15 protein-coding genes are annotated in these 15,601 nt (G+C 43.4%); 4 read left to right on the forward strand and 11 right to left on the reverse strand.

Going from position 1 to position 15,601, the window contains the following annotated elements; genetic code table 11:
* Window positions 1–68 precede the first annotated feature (68 nt).
* From JJ941_RS05085 to trpE, 11 genes are all read right to left on the reverse strand, one after another.
* Window positions 69–881, reverse strand: coding sequence for a methyltransferase domain-containing protein (locus JJ941_RS05085; protein WP_290962576.1), 813 nt, complete (start codon window positions 879–881; stop codon window positions 69–71).
* Complete coding sequence (locus JJ941_RS05090; RefSeq protein ID WP_255135669.1) at window positions 835–1,575, reverse strand: hypothetical protein; 741 nt, start codon at window positions 1,573–1,575, stop codon at window positions 835–837. Before JJ941_RS05090 ends, JJ941_RS05085 begins: the two co-directional genes overlap by 47 nt.
* Before the next feature lie 121 nt (window positions 1,576–1,696).
* The gene (locus tag JJ941_RS05095; protein ID WP_290962577.1) at window positions 1,697–2,800 is read right to left on the reverse strand and encodes a DUF4837 family protein; all 1,104 of its coding nucleotides are present in this window, start codon (window positions 2,798–2,800) and stop codon (window positions 1,697–1,699) included.
* Window positions 2,801–2,809: 9 nt separating this feature from the next.
* Window positions 2,810–3,607 carry a tryptophan synthase subunit alpha gene (gene trpA, locus JJ941_RS05100; protein ID WP_290962578.1) on the reverse strand — a complete coding sequence of 266 codons (798 nt, stop codon included), beginning with the start codon at window positions 3,605–3,607 and terminating at the stop codon, window positions 2,810–2,812.
* A 120-nt stretch (window positions 3,608–3,727) separates the two neighbouring features.
* Window positions 3,728–4,948, reverse strand: a complete 1,221-nt coding sequence (trpB, locus tag JJ941_RS05105) for a tryptophan synthase subunit beta (RefSeq protein ID WP_290962579.1) — start codon at window positions 4,946–4,948, stop codon at window positions 3,728–3,730.
* Between the two features lie 65 nt (window positions 4,949–5,013).
* Entirely contained in the window at window positions 5,014–5,667 is a 654-nt protein-coding gene (locus JJ941_RS05110) for a phosphoribosylanthranilate isomerase (protein WP_290962580.1), read from the reverse strand.
* Between the two features lie 72 nt (window positions 5,668–5,739).
* The gene (gene trpC, locus JJ941_RS05115; RefSeq protein ID WP_290962581.1) at window positions 5,740–6,576 is read right to left on the reverse strand and encodes an indole-3-glycerol phosphate synthase TrpC; all 837 of its coding nucleotides are present in this window, start codon (window positions 6,574–6,576) and stop codon (window positions 5,740–5,742) included.
* A 3-nt stretch (window positions 6,577–6,579) separates the two neighbouring features.
* Window positions 6,580–7,620 (reverse strand): anthranilate phosphoribosyltransferase, encoded by a 1,041-nt coding sequence (trpD, locus tag JJ941_RS05120; protein WP_290962582.1) that lies wholly within the window; start codon window positions 7,618–7,620, stop codon window positions 6,580–6,582.
* Window positions 7,620–8,183 (reverse strand): aminodeoxychorismate/anthranilate synthase component II, encoded by a 564-nt coding sequence (locus tag JJ941_RS05125; protein ID WP_290962583.1) that lies wholly within the window; start codon window positions 8,181–8,183, stop codon window positions 7,620–7,622. The genes trpD and JJ941_RS05125 overlap by 1 nt, the downstream gene beginning before the upstream one ends.
* A 140-nt stretch (window positions 8,184–8,323) precedes the next feature.
* Complete coding sequence (gene trpS, locus JJ941_RS05130) at window positions 8,324–9,310, reverse strand: tryptophan--tRNA ligase (protein ID WP_290962584.1); 987 nt, start codon at window positions 9,308–9,310, stop codon at window positions 8,324–8,326.
* A gap of 8 nt (window positions 9,311–9,318) precedes the next feature.
* Window positions 9,319–10,779 (reverse strand): anthranilate synthase component I, encoded by a 1,461-nt coding sequence (trpE, locus tag JJ941_RS05135; RefSeq protein ID WP_290962585.1) that lies wholly within the window; start codon window positions 10,777–10,779, stop codon window positions 9,319–9,321.
* Between the two features lie 357 nt (window positions 10,780–11,136).
* Here trpE and JJ941_RS05140 point away from each other — a divergent pair, with 357 nt between their 5' ends.
* The 4 genes from JJ941_RS05140 to JJ941_RS05155 are packed head-to-tail and all read left to right on the forward strand — an operon-like array spanning window position 11,137 to window position 15,595.
* Entirely contained in the window at window positions 11,137–11,940 is an 804-nt protein-coding gene (locus JJ941_RS05140; RefSeq protein WP_290962586.1) for a hypothetical protein, read from the forward strand.
* The gene (locus JJ941_RS05145) at window positions 11,941–13,602 is read left to right on the forward strand and encodes a FlgD immunoglobulin-like domain containing protein (RefSeq protein WP_290962587.1); all 1,662 of its coding nucleotides are present in this window, start codon (window positions 11,941–11,943) and stop codon (window positions 13,600–13,602) included.
* Window positions 13,602–14,657 carry a hypothetical protein gene (locus JJ941_RS05150; RefSeq protein ID WP_290962588.1) on the forward strand — a complete coding sequence of 352 codons (1,056 nt, stop codon included), beginning with the start codon at window positions 13,602–13,604 and terminating at the stop codon, window positions 14,655–14,657. Before JJ941_RS05145 ends, JJ941_RS05150 begins: the two co-directional genes overlap by 1 nt.
* Window positions 14,654–15,595, forward strand: a complete 942-nt coding sequence (locus tag JJ941_RS05155; RefSeq protein WP_290962589.1) for a PorV/PorQ family protein — start codon at window positions 14,654–14,656, stop codon at window positions 15,593–15,595. The genes JJ941_RS05150 and JJ941_RS05155 overlap by 4 nt, the downstream gene beginning before the upstream one ends.
* Window positions 15,596–15,601: the final 6 nt, after the last annotated feature.

Here is a 15,601-nt window from a genome sequence, read left to right on the forward strand (position 1 = left end):
ATTTGGACTTACTCTGAATTAGAACTGTTTTCTAAAACTACCCGGGCATATAGTGATCATTGACACCATCAGGCATAATCTTTTTTAGCGGCCAGATAAACCACATGCCATTTGATCTTAAGCTTGTTGTTGGATTTTTGATCCCAGTGATCTGCCAGCAGCCGGAATTGTTTTGACGTCAGAGCGTTCCCCTTCACATTTACAGAAGCACCTATTCGTTTTAAATGCCGGAAAAAATCAATAGATGAATCAAATTCCTGGAACAGATCATTCTCATAGTAATCGATTTGTATCGGACCCATCGACAACTTAACCACCACTTCTTCCACATCGGGTAAAGGATTGGCCGTGTAAGGAAGCCCAAGCTCCAGGCAGTGTTCATACCATTGTTCAAAGGAATGATTACCGGGAAAAGAACAGAGCAGTAATCCACCCGGTTGTATAGCTTTGGACAGATTTTCCAGCGATACGGATGTATCCTTAAACCAATGAGGGGCAAAATTACTGACAACCATGGCATAGGTATTATCTCCCTCCTCAAACTCATCGGCATCTAACACCTGAAACTGAATCTTATCAGAAAGTAGTCCCTCTTTTTCCAATTCAGATTTACAGAACTCCACCATTTTAGGTGAGGCATCGGTAATCATAAACTCTTTATCCGGGAAATGCTCTATAAGCTGACGAGTCAGAAAACCTGTACCGCAACCCACTTCAAGAATAGGCCCGGACGGTAAAAGCTCCCTCCAGGGCAATAGCGATGATATTAGTCCATCGGCTACCTTCTTTTGAATTTCTGCTTCCTGATGATAGGCTTCCGTAGCATTACCGAAGCTACGGGCTATTCGGCTGATGTCGTTTTCTTCTGTAATTTCCATCATGCTGAAAAATAGGAATCATTGCATTGATAAACGACCAGCATTCTTCATAATGCGTTACGGGCAACCCGTGCCCTGCTTCCTTTATAAAATGATAGACAGCATTCCCTTCGGTAATCTCGGTAAATTTTTTACCCCGGTTGTGCGAGAGAATTTTGTTGCTCCCTCCGTCCAGACTAATGATCGGCTTCCCGTTTTTTATTCTTTGCAGATCAAAGGAATCGGTATGTAGCTTTTTCAAATCCTTCAACAGCAACTCACCGTCAAGTTTTCCCTTTGGAATATTCTTTTTTTTATCGGGATGAAATGCCTTCTTCCAGTATTTTTTAAGTACCTCTCTTGGGTCCTTTTCAAAATCTGAAATCATTGCTTTAAGTGCTTTTTGTGATTCTAATCGTTCCTTTTCATCCTGTGGGTGAAAATCACAAAATCCATTGAAGATTATGATGCAGGTTGCTTGTTCAATTTGCTCCTCAGGGCACCAGTGCAAGCCAAAAGAATGCAAGAAAAGAGCTTTATGCTTCGAATTGCCTGAGAACCCGGGATGCTTTTCATCCAAAAAATAACCACGATCTGCAGTTTTAAATAAAACACCCTCAGGCAGAATAGACTTCCAGTCTTTCCAAAACGACGAATCAAAGCCCCATCCGTGGTAGGAAATAATTTCTAAATCAAGCTTTTCTTTCGATATATGCACGTTCTGATCAGTCTATATCTTAGATAACTGGCTGAACCGAAAAAGGATCATACCAATGATACTGCCCTGCCCTGTTGATATTCGATTTACAAGATACATTGGGCTAACTCTTATTCAATGATCAGGATGCCGGATCTTCTGTTGATGGCGTCCAGGTGGAGTCAGATTCAAACGTACGCCCCATAGCCCTGAACTGGCGAACGAATGGGAGTTTCTTTCTTACACTGGGTGCAAATTGATTGTAATCGATCATGAACAAGCGATTGGTATCCGGATCATAATAAGTGAAATTCACAAAGGGCCCTCCCATTAGTCCGTTTACCATATACCAGGTACCACGGGTTTCGTAGGCAAGTAGCCGGCCTTTCTGAAAGCTTTCGGTAATAATGGGGCGTATTTCAGGACGGTTGGTATAGGTTTGAACGTACATGGAGTCGCGGGCGCCTTTGATATACTCCTGAGAAAGGGAATCACGGGTATTGATAATCCATTCGTCATCCAGGAATGAAATATCATCTACATTGTCTTTATACCAAATCCACATCCAGCGGTCGTTTTGTGGAAGGAAACGACGGTAACTGATGAAATTAAGGGTGTCAATATTTTTGATATAATCGTGCTGGAACCGAACTTTAAACCCTCGGTTTTGCCATAACGAATCTGAAAGCTGTGTTTGTTCTTTCTTTTCGTACACAAAATACTCCCAGCGCTGAAGCTCTTTTTGAAGCATGTTGCTGAGCAATGAGTTTTCTGTATTTCTGATTTTTTGAGCTAAAAGTGAATCGGAAGACGAACTTAAAATCAACACATATTGATCCCTATACCATTGATCTTCCACCGGGAATGCGAAACTTTCACCTTCCTTGACTCGCTGTTCAACCGACTCGTCCAGGAAGCCGCGAATTTGCCGGCCGGTGTTGGAATCCTCATCAATGGGAGCGGCAAAAATTACGTTCTTTTTGCTCTTAAGGCGGTCTAAATGCGATTGAGAGCGGATTTGTGTGAACTGAAGGTCATAATACGGTTCTCCGTTTGGAACCGTTAAAACCCACTTTCCAAACACATCTCTGATGGCCTCTGCTGTTTGGCTTTCCCATTTTGTGGAATCCATAACCACAACTACTTCGCGGGTATTACCTTCAGCCAAAGGCCGATAATCTCCATCACAGGAGACAAAAAGAAGGGCAACGGCTGAAACAATTATAGAACCTAACGTTAATCGCATAATGAATAATTAATTTCCAAATTTCAGTGAGTGAACGAAAGAAAACAACGCTGATTGCCATCCTTCATTCGGGTAGTTTTTCTTGATGGTATCAATTAAGGCACTACCAACAATAAAACCATCGGCATTTGATGCGATATCAACCGCATCCTCATGAGATTTGATGCCAAAACCCACCATTACCGGGTTATGAGTAATATTGGTTTTTACTCGTTCTATAAATCGATTAACAGATTTTGACACTTCCTCACCTTCCCTGGCTCCGGTTACCCCGGTAACGGAAACGCAATATACAAATCCCTGTGACTTTTCGTCGGCTTGCTTCATCCGCTCATCGCTGGTGTTAGGTGCTACAAGATAGATCAGTGACAGGTTTGAACCTTTGGCATGCATCTCAATAATCCCGCCTTCTTCAATGGGGATATCCGGAATAATCAGTCCGTCAACGCCTGCTTCTTCGGCTTTGGCGCAGAACTTCTCAACGCCATAACGCAGCACCGGGTTCATATATCCCATCAAAATTATGGGAATTTCCGATTGTTTACGGACCTCCTTCACCATCCCGAAGATCTTTTCCATGGTAATACCATTCTGAATGGCTACATCGCTGGAATACTGAATTGTAGGCCCATCCGCTAAAGGATCACTGAACGGCATACCAAGCTCGATGATATCGGCTCCGTTTTTTTCGAAGCCAAGGATGAGGTCAACGGTAGCGTCTAAATCCGGAAAGCCGGCGGTTAGAAAAAGACTCATCAGCTTTGAGTCGTTTCCCTTTTCTGTAAATGTATTTTGAATTCGGTTCATTAAACTAAAAATAACTTCTTTTATGGAACACGGAAAACGCTGATGCTAAAAAAGATTTGCACTGATCGATGGTTAGTAAATCTGTGAGAATCCATTTAATCGGTATCACCCGTGTTCGATTCAATTTTTCTTCTCGCGGATGAATTCCGAAATCGTGCCCATGTCTTTATCGCCACGGCCGGAGCAATTCAAAATTATAATATCGTCTTTCGATGTTTCCGGCATTAGCTTTTCCAGCCATGCAAAAGCGTGAGCGGTTTCCAGAGCCGGGATAATTCCTTCGGTTTTCGAAAGCAATTTCACGGCATCCATGGCTTCATCGTCCGTGACAGCATGATAGTTCACCCTTCCGAGATCTTTTAAATGCGCATGTTCAGGCCCTACACCCGGGTAATCCAGTCCGGCACTGATAGAATGAGCCAGCTCAATCTGGCCCTCCTCACTTTGTAGTAAGTAGCTCAGCGAACCATGCAAAATGCCCGGTGTTCCTTTACTCATAGTTGCAGCTGTTTGGCCGGAGTCAACACCGAAACCGGCCGCTTCTATTCCTATAATGTTTACATCCTCGTCATCAATAAATGGATAGAAGAAGCCAATGGCGTTCGACCCGCCACCTACACAGGCAACCAGGTGGTCCGGATTTCGCCCTTCATATTTATGAATCTGATTCTTGGTTTCCCGTCCGATAACCTCATGAAAATAGCGTACCATCATGGGGTAAGGATGAGGGCCAACTACCGATCCTATGATATAAAAAGTGGTATCTACATTGGTTACCCAATCACGAATAGCTTCATTGGTGGCATCTTTCAGGGTTTTTGAGCCACTGCTTACTCCTCTGACTTCTGCACCGAGCAGAGTCATACGATCTACATTCAATTTCTGGCGAACCATGTCTTCCTCTCCCATGTACACCACACATTCGAGCCCAAATTTCGCGCATGCCGTGGCTGTAGCTACTCCATGCTGGCCGGCACCTGTCTCAGCTATGATTCGCTTTTTGCCCATTCGTCGAGCTAATAAAACCTGTCCAATCGCATTGTTAATTTTGTGGGCTCCGGTATGACACAGATCCTCTCGTTTCAGATAGATTTTGCCCTTACCGTAATGTTCGGTTAAGCGATTCGCAAAGGTTAACTTGGTAGGCCGTCCGACATATTCATCCAATAACGATTTAAATTCTTTTTGAAAAGTCTCGTCGTTTTTAGCCTTCTGGAATTCGGCTTCCAGCTCCTGAATGGCAGGAATTAGAATTTCCGGCACAAATTTACCGCCAAATTTGCCGTAATATCCACGTTCATCGGGAAAGGTATATTTCTTTGTCTTAGTTTTTGTGCTCATAATATCATCATTGAGTACTAACACGGATAAAACAGGTCCTGTCAACCCGCTTAATCCGTGTTCTGTTAATTTGCTTCCAAAGCTCTCATTTGATCCATGAAGGCTTCAATTTTTTCAAAATCTTTAAGTCCTGGTTTCTGTTCCAGGCTGCTTGATATATCCACAGCATAAGGCTGAACCGTATTGATTGCTTCATGAATATTTTCTGCATTCAATCCACCGGAGAGGAAAAACGGTATATCGATATCAGCTTCATTCAGCATATCCCAGTCAAATGATTTCCCGGTTCCGCCCCAAAGTCCATCAATTTTTGTATCAAAAAGAAGAAAGTCGGCCACTTCAGAATACTGATCAATTTGATGTTTCAGTAAATAAGGAACCGTTTCCTGCTGAATATGAATCACTTTTATAATGGGCTTTTCCACCAGTTCACAGTACTCAACCGATTCATCTCCATGAAGCTGAACATAATCCAGCCCGGTTTCTTTGGCTATTCGGTTAACGTCATCTAAAGGCTGGTTCACAAAAACCCCGACTTTCTCAGGACCTTCCAGCCAATTAATGACAGCTCCGGCTTCTCCGGGTTCAATATACCGGGGACTGTTCTCATAAAAGATAAAACCCAGGTAATCCACCAAAGCTCCGGCTGCAAACCGTGCGTCTTCAAGGTTCGTAATCCCGCAAATCTTAATTCTTGTTCTTTGGTTTTGTTCTGTCATACACATTGTTGATGGAACAGGGATAATACGGATGCAAAGGGTAATCGCTGATTCAGGGAAGCAGCATCTGCATCATCCATGTTCTACATCTTCTTTTTCTTTTTGTAATCGTTCAAATTCTTCTTTGGTCTGTTCTATTAAATCTTTTACTGCCTGGCCGGGGTCGTCTTGTCTCATAAAATACTCACCTATCAGAGCAGAATGGATTCCTTCTTGTTGCAATAAAGCCAGATCTTTTCCGGATGATAACCCGCTTTCGGAAACCAAAACCGTTCCTTCCGGTGCTTGTTGAAGAATTCCGATGCCACGATGCACATCCACCTCAAAATTCTTAAGATCACGATTGTTTACGCCCAGTATATCAACCAATTCGAAATTAATTCGATTGAAGTCTTCCTGATCATAACATTCAACCAGGGCATCCAATTCAAATTCCCGGGCGGCATGCAACAATTCATCCAGTTGAGATCCCTCTGTAATGGCAACTATTATTAAGGCCGCATCTGCTCCGTATGCTTTTGCCTCTTTCATCTGATAGGGATCAATGATGAAGTCTTTTCTCAATAATGGAAGCTTAACTCTTTTTGATATCGCCTCCAGGTATTTCAAGTCGCCCTTAAAAAAAGGCTGATCAGTCAATACGGAAATAGCTGATGCGCCTCCCTCCTCGTAACGAAGTGCGATGTCAACCGGATCAAAATCGGGGCGGATAATTCCTTTAGATGGAGAGGCTTTCTTTACTTCTGAAATGATAGAAACAGACTCGTTGTCTCTCAGTGCGCCTTTGAAGGAAATGCTCTCCTTCTCGAAACCCTCAAAGGAATTGAAGTCGTTAAACGAAACCTTCTTCTTTCGTTTGGCTAAATCTTCGGCCGTCTTTTCGACTATTTGATCAAGAATGTTGCTCATAAATCAGTATTTAAACGTCCCCATTGCATCGTTGGTGGCATCAATAAAGTCATTCAGCATCTTACGGGCTTTGCCGGATTCAAGTGCTTCAACAGCCAATTCCTTAGCTTCTTCCAATTTATCAACCTTTCCTGATGCCTGTATAGCAAATGTGGCATTTAACAGAGCGATATTTTGCTGAGCTTCGGTCGCTTTATTTGCCATTATACTCGTTAGTATCTCTGCATTTTCTTTCTTGCCGCCGCCCATCAAGTCATCCATCTCCACTTTCTTAAATCCAATGGATTCAGGGTCAAACAAAATGGATGTTGAGACTACTTTATCTTTCAGCTCAAAGATCTCGGATTGTGAAGTCAGGCTCACTTCATCAAGTCCATCATGAGCATTGAACGTGTAAGCAAAGTCTGTATCAAGATTGGCAAGGATGTGAACCATTTTTTCGGCTACTTCTTTACTGAAAGCACCGATTACATATCGCTGAACTTCGGCCGGATTAACCATAGGTCCGAGAATGTTAAAAAACGTCCGGAAGCCAAGTTCACGGCGTGTCGGCATCACATACTTCATGGCTGGATGAAACATCGGGGCAAACATGAAAGCCATTCCCACTTCATCAAAAACCTGCTCCACTCCTTCTTTACCGAGCTCAATAGAGGCGCCTAAATGTTCTAAAACATCAGCAGAACCGCATTTACTGGATGCGCTACGGTTTCCATGTTTAATTACAGGCACACCCGCAGCAGCCGTAATAAAGGATGCTGCAGTGGATATATTGAAGGTGCCCGATTGGTCTCCCCCGGTTCCGACAAGATCGATAGCTCCCTTAACATCCACATCTACTTTAACGGCTTTGGAGCGCATCACTTTAACAAAAGCGGTTAGTTCTTCTACCGTTTCTCCTTTCAACCGCATAGCTGTAAGGAAACCGGCAATTTGTTCTTCAGAGACCTCGCCCGACATGATCAGGTTCAGCGCTGTTTCAGCCTCAATTTGGGAGAGGTCTTCAGAAAATGAAAGTTTGTAGAGAATACTTTTGAAATCCATTATTGTCGCAACCAGTTTTGAATTAATTTAGGTCCTTCGGTAGTAAGAATGCTTTCCGGGTGAAATTGGATCCCCTGGATGGGATACTCTTTATGGCGAATACCTTGAATTACTCCGTCATCAGAATGAGCTGTGATTTCAAGTACATCCGGGATACTATCCGGATCTAACACCAGGGAATGATACCGGGTAGCTGTGAAGTCTTTTTCCGTTCCTTCAAATATAAACTCCCCGTTATGTGATACTTTTGAAACTTTGCCGTGCATGAGTTTAGGGGCGTGAGTAACTTTAGCCCCAAACACTTCTCCAATAGCCTGGTGTCCGAGGCAAACTCCTAATACAGGGGTTTGCTTCCCCATCTCACGGATAATTTCTTCGGTGATTCCCGCTTCATGCGGACGCCCCGGGCCGGGAGAAATGAGGATCTTAGAAGGCTTCAAAGCCCTGATCTCATCCAGCGTCATCGCATCATTTCGAATGACTTTATAATTATCGGTTTCAGCTGCAACCAGATGTACCAGGTTGTAAGTGAAGGAGTCGTAGTTGTCAATAATAAGGATCACAGATTCATAGGATTTAAAGATTTTTCAGATGTTAAACATGCTGGAATAGCATTCATAAGTCAGGGTTGTGACGAATTTTCTTCGAATAATAATAAATCATCGACCATCCATTCTATCAGCATTATCCGTGTTCCATTCTTTTAAAAGTGCCGCACGATTCCGGTTACTTCTCTTATGGGTTCCATTACAGATTCTGCTCGTTCTCTGGCCTTTTTACCCCCTTCTCTTAATACATCGTGTACATAATCCAGGTCTTTTGCCAGTTCGTGTCGTTTCTCGCGTGCTTCTTCAAAATACTCCTCAATCATTCCAAGTAGTTCCTTCTTAGCATGACCGTAGCCATATCCACCGGCTTTATATTTGGCTGCTATCTCGTCTTGAGTGTCTTTATCGGCAAACAGTTTGATGAGGGCAAACACATTATCACTTTCAGGATCTTTGGGATCTTCAAGCGGTGTTGAATCTGTTTCAATAGACATGACCCGCTTCTTCAGGGCCTTTCCTTCCGCAAATATATCGATGGTATTATTGTAGCTTTTACTCATTTTGCGACCATCAATTCCGGGAACAACAGCCACTGATTTCACAATGTGTTCTTCCGGCAGTTTGAGGTATTCACCACTATACATATGATTAAATTTTCCGGCAAGATCGCGGCTAATCTCAATATTCTGCTTTTGATCTTCCCCTACAGGGACTATATCGGAGTGATAAATAAGGATATCAGCTGCCTGCAAGATCGGGTATGTGAATAAGCCGATGTTCGGGTTGAGTCCGGCGGCGATTTTATCTTTATAGGAAACTCCTTTCTCCATGAGAGACACAGGAGTCAAAGTTCCGAGTATCCAGGCCAGTTCCGTGACTTGCGGCACATCAGACTGGGCAAAGAAGGTCGCTTTGTTGGGATCTAATCCCAATGCCAGGTAATCAAGTGTTACATCAATTGTATTTTGGCGAAGCTGTTCTCCATCGTTCAATGAAGTCAGCGAATGGTAATTAGCGATAAAGTAAAAGGCTTCTCCCTCCTTCTGCATAGCTATATGCTGACGGATCGCCCCGAAATAGTTTCCGATATGAAGCTTTCCTGAAGGCTGAATTCCTGATAAAATTGTTTTTGTGTCGCTCATAAACTGTGTTATTGAATATCTAAAGCTACGCTGAGTGCCAGTATGAGTGCGCCCGCTTTGTTCTGTGTTTCTTCAAATTCTTTGGTGGGATTACTGTCGGCCACAATCCCCGCACCGGCCTGAATATAGGCTTTGTTATCGGTTACCACCATGGTGCGGATGGCAATACAAGTATCCATGTTTCCGGAAAAATCGAAATAACCAACCGCACCGGCGTATATTCCACGCTTGGTCGTTTCCAGTTCGTCGATGATTTCCATGGCTCGTATTTTTGGAGCTCCGCTTACTGTTCCGGCCGGGAAACATTGCATAAGTGCATCTACCGACGTTTGAGCTTCTCGAAGTTCACCAACTACATCACTTACAATATGCATTACGTGTGAATATCGCTCGATAACCTGATTTCGTTCCATCTTAACCGTTCCAGCTTTGCAAACGCGTGAAAGGTCATTACGTCCCAGATCCACAAGCATAATGTGTTCTGCCACTTCTTTGGGATCGTTTTTTAAATCTTCTTCGAGAGCAAGATCTTCTTCATGTGTTTTACCCCGCGGCCGGGTTCCTGCAATGGGCAATACCCGTGTTTCTCCTTCCTGAACCCGAACCAATACTTCCGGGGAAGAACCCACCAGTTGAAAATCCTCAAAATCCAGATAGAATAGATACGGAGATGGATTTACCATTCTTAATGCCCGATACAGCATAAAAGGATCACCGCTCATATCGGCTTCAAACCGTTGAGAAAGTACTACCTGGAAGATATCACCTTCATAAATGTGCTCTTTAGCCTTGTCAACAATATCTTCGAAATAATCCTGATCCATATTGCTGGTCAGCGACTCGGTATCAATACTGAATGAACGGTTTTGATAATTGGAATTCAGGGCCGCTGCTTCCATTTCATCAAGAGCTCGCTGGGCTTTCCGGTAGGCTTCATCGATGTCTTTTTCTTCATCTACAAAAACTGTTTTTATTAACACTACCTGGTGCTTCACATGATCAAAAGCGAAAATCTCATCATAAAAAGCCCAGATAGCTTCCGGCAGATTCAGGTCATCAACTGGTACATCGGGAAGATCTTCAACCAGACGAAAGGTATCGTAAGCAGAAAATCCAACCGCCCCTCCCTTTAGCCGCGGAAGTTCAGGAAGTGTGGGTTCAGTATAAGCAGTTGTTAGTTCTCTGAGCTTGTCGAAATAACCCTGATCAATTTCCGTAGTTGAGCTTTCTGACTCAAGAGTGGTCTGCTCTCCATCAAACTTCAGTTTTTGATAGGGATTTCTTCCAATAAAGGAATAGCGGGCAAGCTGCTCCCCGCCCTCTACCGATTCCAGTAAGAATGGGAATTCCGCCCCCTCCCGGATATTCATAAAAAGTGAAACCGGAGTAAGTACATCGGCCAGCAATCTGCGATATACCGGGACGGCCGTATAATTTTTACTAAGCTCTATAAATTGATCTTTGTTCATCTAGTTTGGTTAATCGTTATTCGTGAATCGTTTACTTCACGGATCGATTAACGATTCACGAATAACGGTTTACGAACATTCAGAAATAAAAAAACCCACAATTCCGGGGGAACAGTGGGTTTGCTTACATTCTTATCTATCGTTCAATCTACATACGAGACCCACTGCTATTTGTAACAACAGGCCACCACCAAGCATTAATTTGAACGATTTGTTTTTTCATAACGCGTCGAATATAACGGCATAGCAAAGTACATGCAATACGAAGTTCCACAATTTATGAAGTTTAAATCCGTATTGGATTTAAGAACCATGAATCCTTACCATTAGAAATAATCTTTTAGCAGCAAAATTATTTTGAAGCACCTATTCATCTACACTACTCTTTTGCTTGGTTCAAGCATTGTGTTTCTTTCTTGTGATTCGACCACTTCACCAAAAGATATATTTGAGGAAAGCCCGGTAATCCAAAGCTTTAATGTCTCGCCTCAGAATGTGCAATTCACATCAGCTGATGATGGTGTTAAGGATACAACAGTGATAGTTACCTTTTCAGCAGAAACAGAGAATCTACCTGAAGGTGTAGTCCCCAGAATAATTATTACCGACCGAAATTCCGGCCAGGTAGAGTTGCAACAGGATATGGAAGTAACATCAACTAATGGTGAATTCACTCTTGAGGTACCTTTTGAAACCAAGACTACTTTCTTTCAGGATTTTAAAGTGAATGCCATTGTACAGAATCCTGAAACCAGCGATTTTAATTATGCTACAGCTTCGCTTAAGATCACCGGATTTTCTGAGATTAAACCAGAGATTTTAGAAGCTAACAATCCTGAAACCGTACAGCGGCCAACCTCTGGAACCGATGTTTATCGGTTTACCGCCAAAGTCACAGATGAAGAAGGAAACGATACTATTCAGGGAGTTTTTGTACGGATATTTAATCGTTCATCCGGTGAGGTTAATAGTTCTCCATTTACCCTTTTTGATGATGGTGATAACGGAGCGGATATTACAGCCGGTGACTCCGTTTATACGGCAGCATTTCCGGTAAATCCAGAAAGTCAGCTTCAAACCTTTGACCTATATTATTATGCTATTGATAAAGGTGGCTTGGTAAGCGACACCGTTCAAACAACATTCAGGATTACCGAATAAATGAAGAAATTTCTTGCTGTACTTATTCCTCTATTCCTACCATTTGCCATTCAGGCCCAGGTTTATGGTCCACTGAATCCAGACCGCGAAACCACCAACACTATTCGGGTAAATGGAGTTAGCACTATATTAGCTTTCGGTGATACCGTTTGGATCAGCCCTTCCCTGAATAGAAATATCAATAATAACGCGGAATGGTTCACACCTGAAAACGCTGATAGCGTAGTCAATGGCATTGGACGTGTGTATTCGCTGGAGCTTGGACAAGATACCGTTTTAGCAGGTCTTGGTTATACGAATACGGAAGCCGAAGGAAGTCCCCAAACCGCATTCGGATACTATTTTTCAGTGGATGGTGGAGATTCATGGCGTTTTGAGCCCCCTGTCCTCGACCCTGATCCTCCATCGAAATGTTTCTCAGATGACCCTGATTTTGAACGACCATCCAGTGCCGGTGAGTACGATCCGGATTGTGATCTACAGTTTACCTACGGCGGGATTACTTACAATCGTATTCGCTTTACAGTACCTGAGCAAGCACCGCCCTATGAAGTAGATTTTCAGAATAACGTTGTTTATTCAGCTAATTTCGGAGGCGGGTTAATCCGAAGTCGGGATTTTGGTGATGCCTGGGAGCGGGTTATCCTTCCTCCTGACAATGTTTCTGAGATGACCCCGGATGATGATTACACCTGGAGTTCGGATATTGTATTAGCGAACGGGGACGTCACTCAGATTAACCGTTATGACCCCAGAAGTAAGTTTGGATTGAATCTCCGTGTATTTGGGGTGTATATCGATTCTCAGAACCGGGTTTGGGTTGGAACTGGCAATGGAGTGAATGTATCGGATAATGCGTTATCAGCCCCGACGGATAGTATTCGCTGGTCGCACATAACATTTGATGGATCTAACAACGGACTTATCGGAAATTGGGTAATCGAGATTAAAGAAGAACCGGGCACCGGGAGAATATGGATGACTAACCGGGTGATAGAATCCGGAGTGGAAGATCAAGGACTTGTGTACACCGATGATGGCGGCCAAACCTTTACCCAGATGCTTATTGGAGAACGCATTAATGATATTGGTTTTAAGGATGGATACGTGTTTGCAACCGGAGAAAATGGCTTATTTATTTCTCCTAACGGTGGAGATACCTGGATAAAATCACCCCAAATTAAAAGCCCGAATACCTTCATTAAATCAACCGCTGTTTTTTACTCAGCTACTTCCACAACCAATCGTATCTGGATCTCTACAAGCGATGGACTCGCCTCTCATGAATGTTGCACAGCCAACCAGGTTTTTGATAACTGGGAAATCACCCGGGTTAACTTCCCTCTAAAAGGCGGAAATGTTCACGATGAAGGACGGGATGTAAGCACCTATGCCTACCCCAACCCATTTTCACCGACCGTCCATGAACTGGTTCGCATCAAGTTTGAAGTAGAAAATCAGGGCAATGTGAACATCCGGGTTTTTGATTTTGGGATGAATCTCGTCCGGGAAATTGAAAACGCTTCTTTCCCGCCCGGCACTTATGAAGCCGTTTGGGACGGAGTGGACGGAAAAGGCCGTAAAGTTGCAAACGGAGCTTATATATATGTGATTGAGACGCCCGGTACTCGCAAGAATGGTAAAATTTTGGTGGTGGATTAATGCTGAATAGATTCACACATATCAACAGAACTTTAGTCCCGGCTTTCCTCCTCTTGTTTGGGTTGATTTCGCCATCGCTTTTAGCTCAGAACGGTGGCTTTGCCGGAGCATCATACCGGATTGGGTATAGCGCAAGAGGAATGGCTATGAGTAACGCCATGAGCGCGGTAACATCAGAAGGAGCTTTCGCCTACTATAACCCCGCACAAGCGGCATTAGCGTTAGATACCCGCCAGACCGATCTTACGGTTGGAGCGCTTAAATTTGACCGGGTATTTCAGAGTTCAGGCATACATCTGCAACTTCCCCCCAGTGCCGGCATCTCGTTTAATCTGATGCGAGCAGGAGTAAAAGATATTGACGGCCGAACGGTAAGCGGATATCCAACCGGTTTGTTTACGCTTAATGAATATCAACTGACCAGTAACTTTGGCATCCGGCTTAGTGAAAAATTCAATGCGGGAGTCGGCCTGAAGTTTAGCATGGCCGATTATCACTTCGAGCTTGACAATGCCTTTACAGTAGGTGTGGATCTTGGGGCATTATATCGAGCCGGAGAATATCTGAACATCGGTTTTTCAGTGAAAGACCTGTTTGCCAATTATTCCTGGAATGCCCAGAATTTGTATAACCTGGATCAGGCCCGCGATTTGGTTAATGACTTCCCAACCCGGATTATATTGGGATTAGCCTATCAGAGAGAGCTTTTCACCGTATCTGCAGATTTCGAGCTGCAAAGTTATAGTTCCGAAACAGAAACTACTGAGTTTTTTATTGATAATGGGGTTCCATCCACCATCACAACCACAGAAACGATCAACACCAGTTCTTCACAAGTTAGATTAGGCGGCTCATGGAAAGCTCACGAACGCTTTACTCTCCGAGCCGGGTGGAATCTGCCGGAAGCCTCGAATATGGATAGCTGGGCCTTGAGTAGCGGTTTTTCCATTCATCTGCCATTTGACGTATTTTCCCCTTCCATCGACTATGCGTTTGTGATGGAACCGTACCGAATTTCTAACATGCATGTATTTTCCTTACGCCTGAATTTATGAAAACCGTATTCTTCAGCCTTTTTCTATTCATCAGCAGCTCTGCCCTCCTTGCTCAGGGAAGCGGCTTCGAGATGCTGAGCATTTCTCCAACTCCTTATTCTCTTTCTAAAGCTGAAGCCACCACTTCCATATCCGAAGGGTCAGCTTCTATTTTCTCCAATCCGGCTTTACTATCCCTTAACGACTATTCTTCCATAGATTTAGGGTATTCCTTCTGGATCGCTAATGTGAATAACATTTTTGGCGGTGTAAACTTCAAAAATGGGCAAAGAGCGGTAGCTTTTTCTTTTTACACCTCCGGAGCTGATGATTATGAAGCCCGAAATAACCCGGGTCCCCCTAATGGAGAGTTCTCTATACAATATATCTCCATCTCAGCGGCTTATGCTTATGATTTCAAATACTTTGCATTGGGAGGTGCAATTCAGTATCTGAACGAAGAGAACTTCACTTACCAGGCTAATGGATATGCTTTTAATTTTGGAATGGCCAGTGAATTATTTAACGACAAAGTTAGGCTTGGGGCATCGGTAACGAACTTGGGAGAAATGGAGAAGCTCAATATTAATTCCACCCCTCTCCCTGCGAATTTTAAAGTTGGTACTTCTGCAGATGTCCTCAACTTCACCCCACCAAAAAACGATGACTTGCCGGTTTTGGTAACTGCATATGCTGATTTTGTCTATCCTTTGGTTGAAACTGAAGACAAAGACTATGCCGATTACACGGTCCCCGGCTCCTATTTTAATTTAGGACTTTCATTTAATGTAGCCGACGTTTTGGAAATCAGCGGTGGCTATAAAACCCAGAATAATGTTCGTCCGGTTTCATTTGGGGCTGCCTTCTCAACCGACGAGATTACCTTCAATTATGCATTGGTTCCTTTCAATACCGGCTACGGAACAGTACATTCCATTGGGATTCAGTACAAATTTTAATAAGGG

The organism is Gracilimonas sp. (assembly GCF_017641085.1).
Lineage (GTDB): Bacteria > Bacteroidota > Rhodothermia > Balneolales > Balneolaceae > Gracilimonas.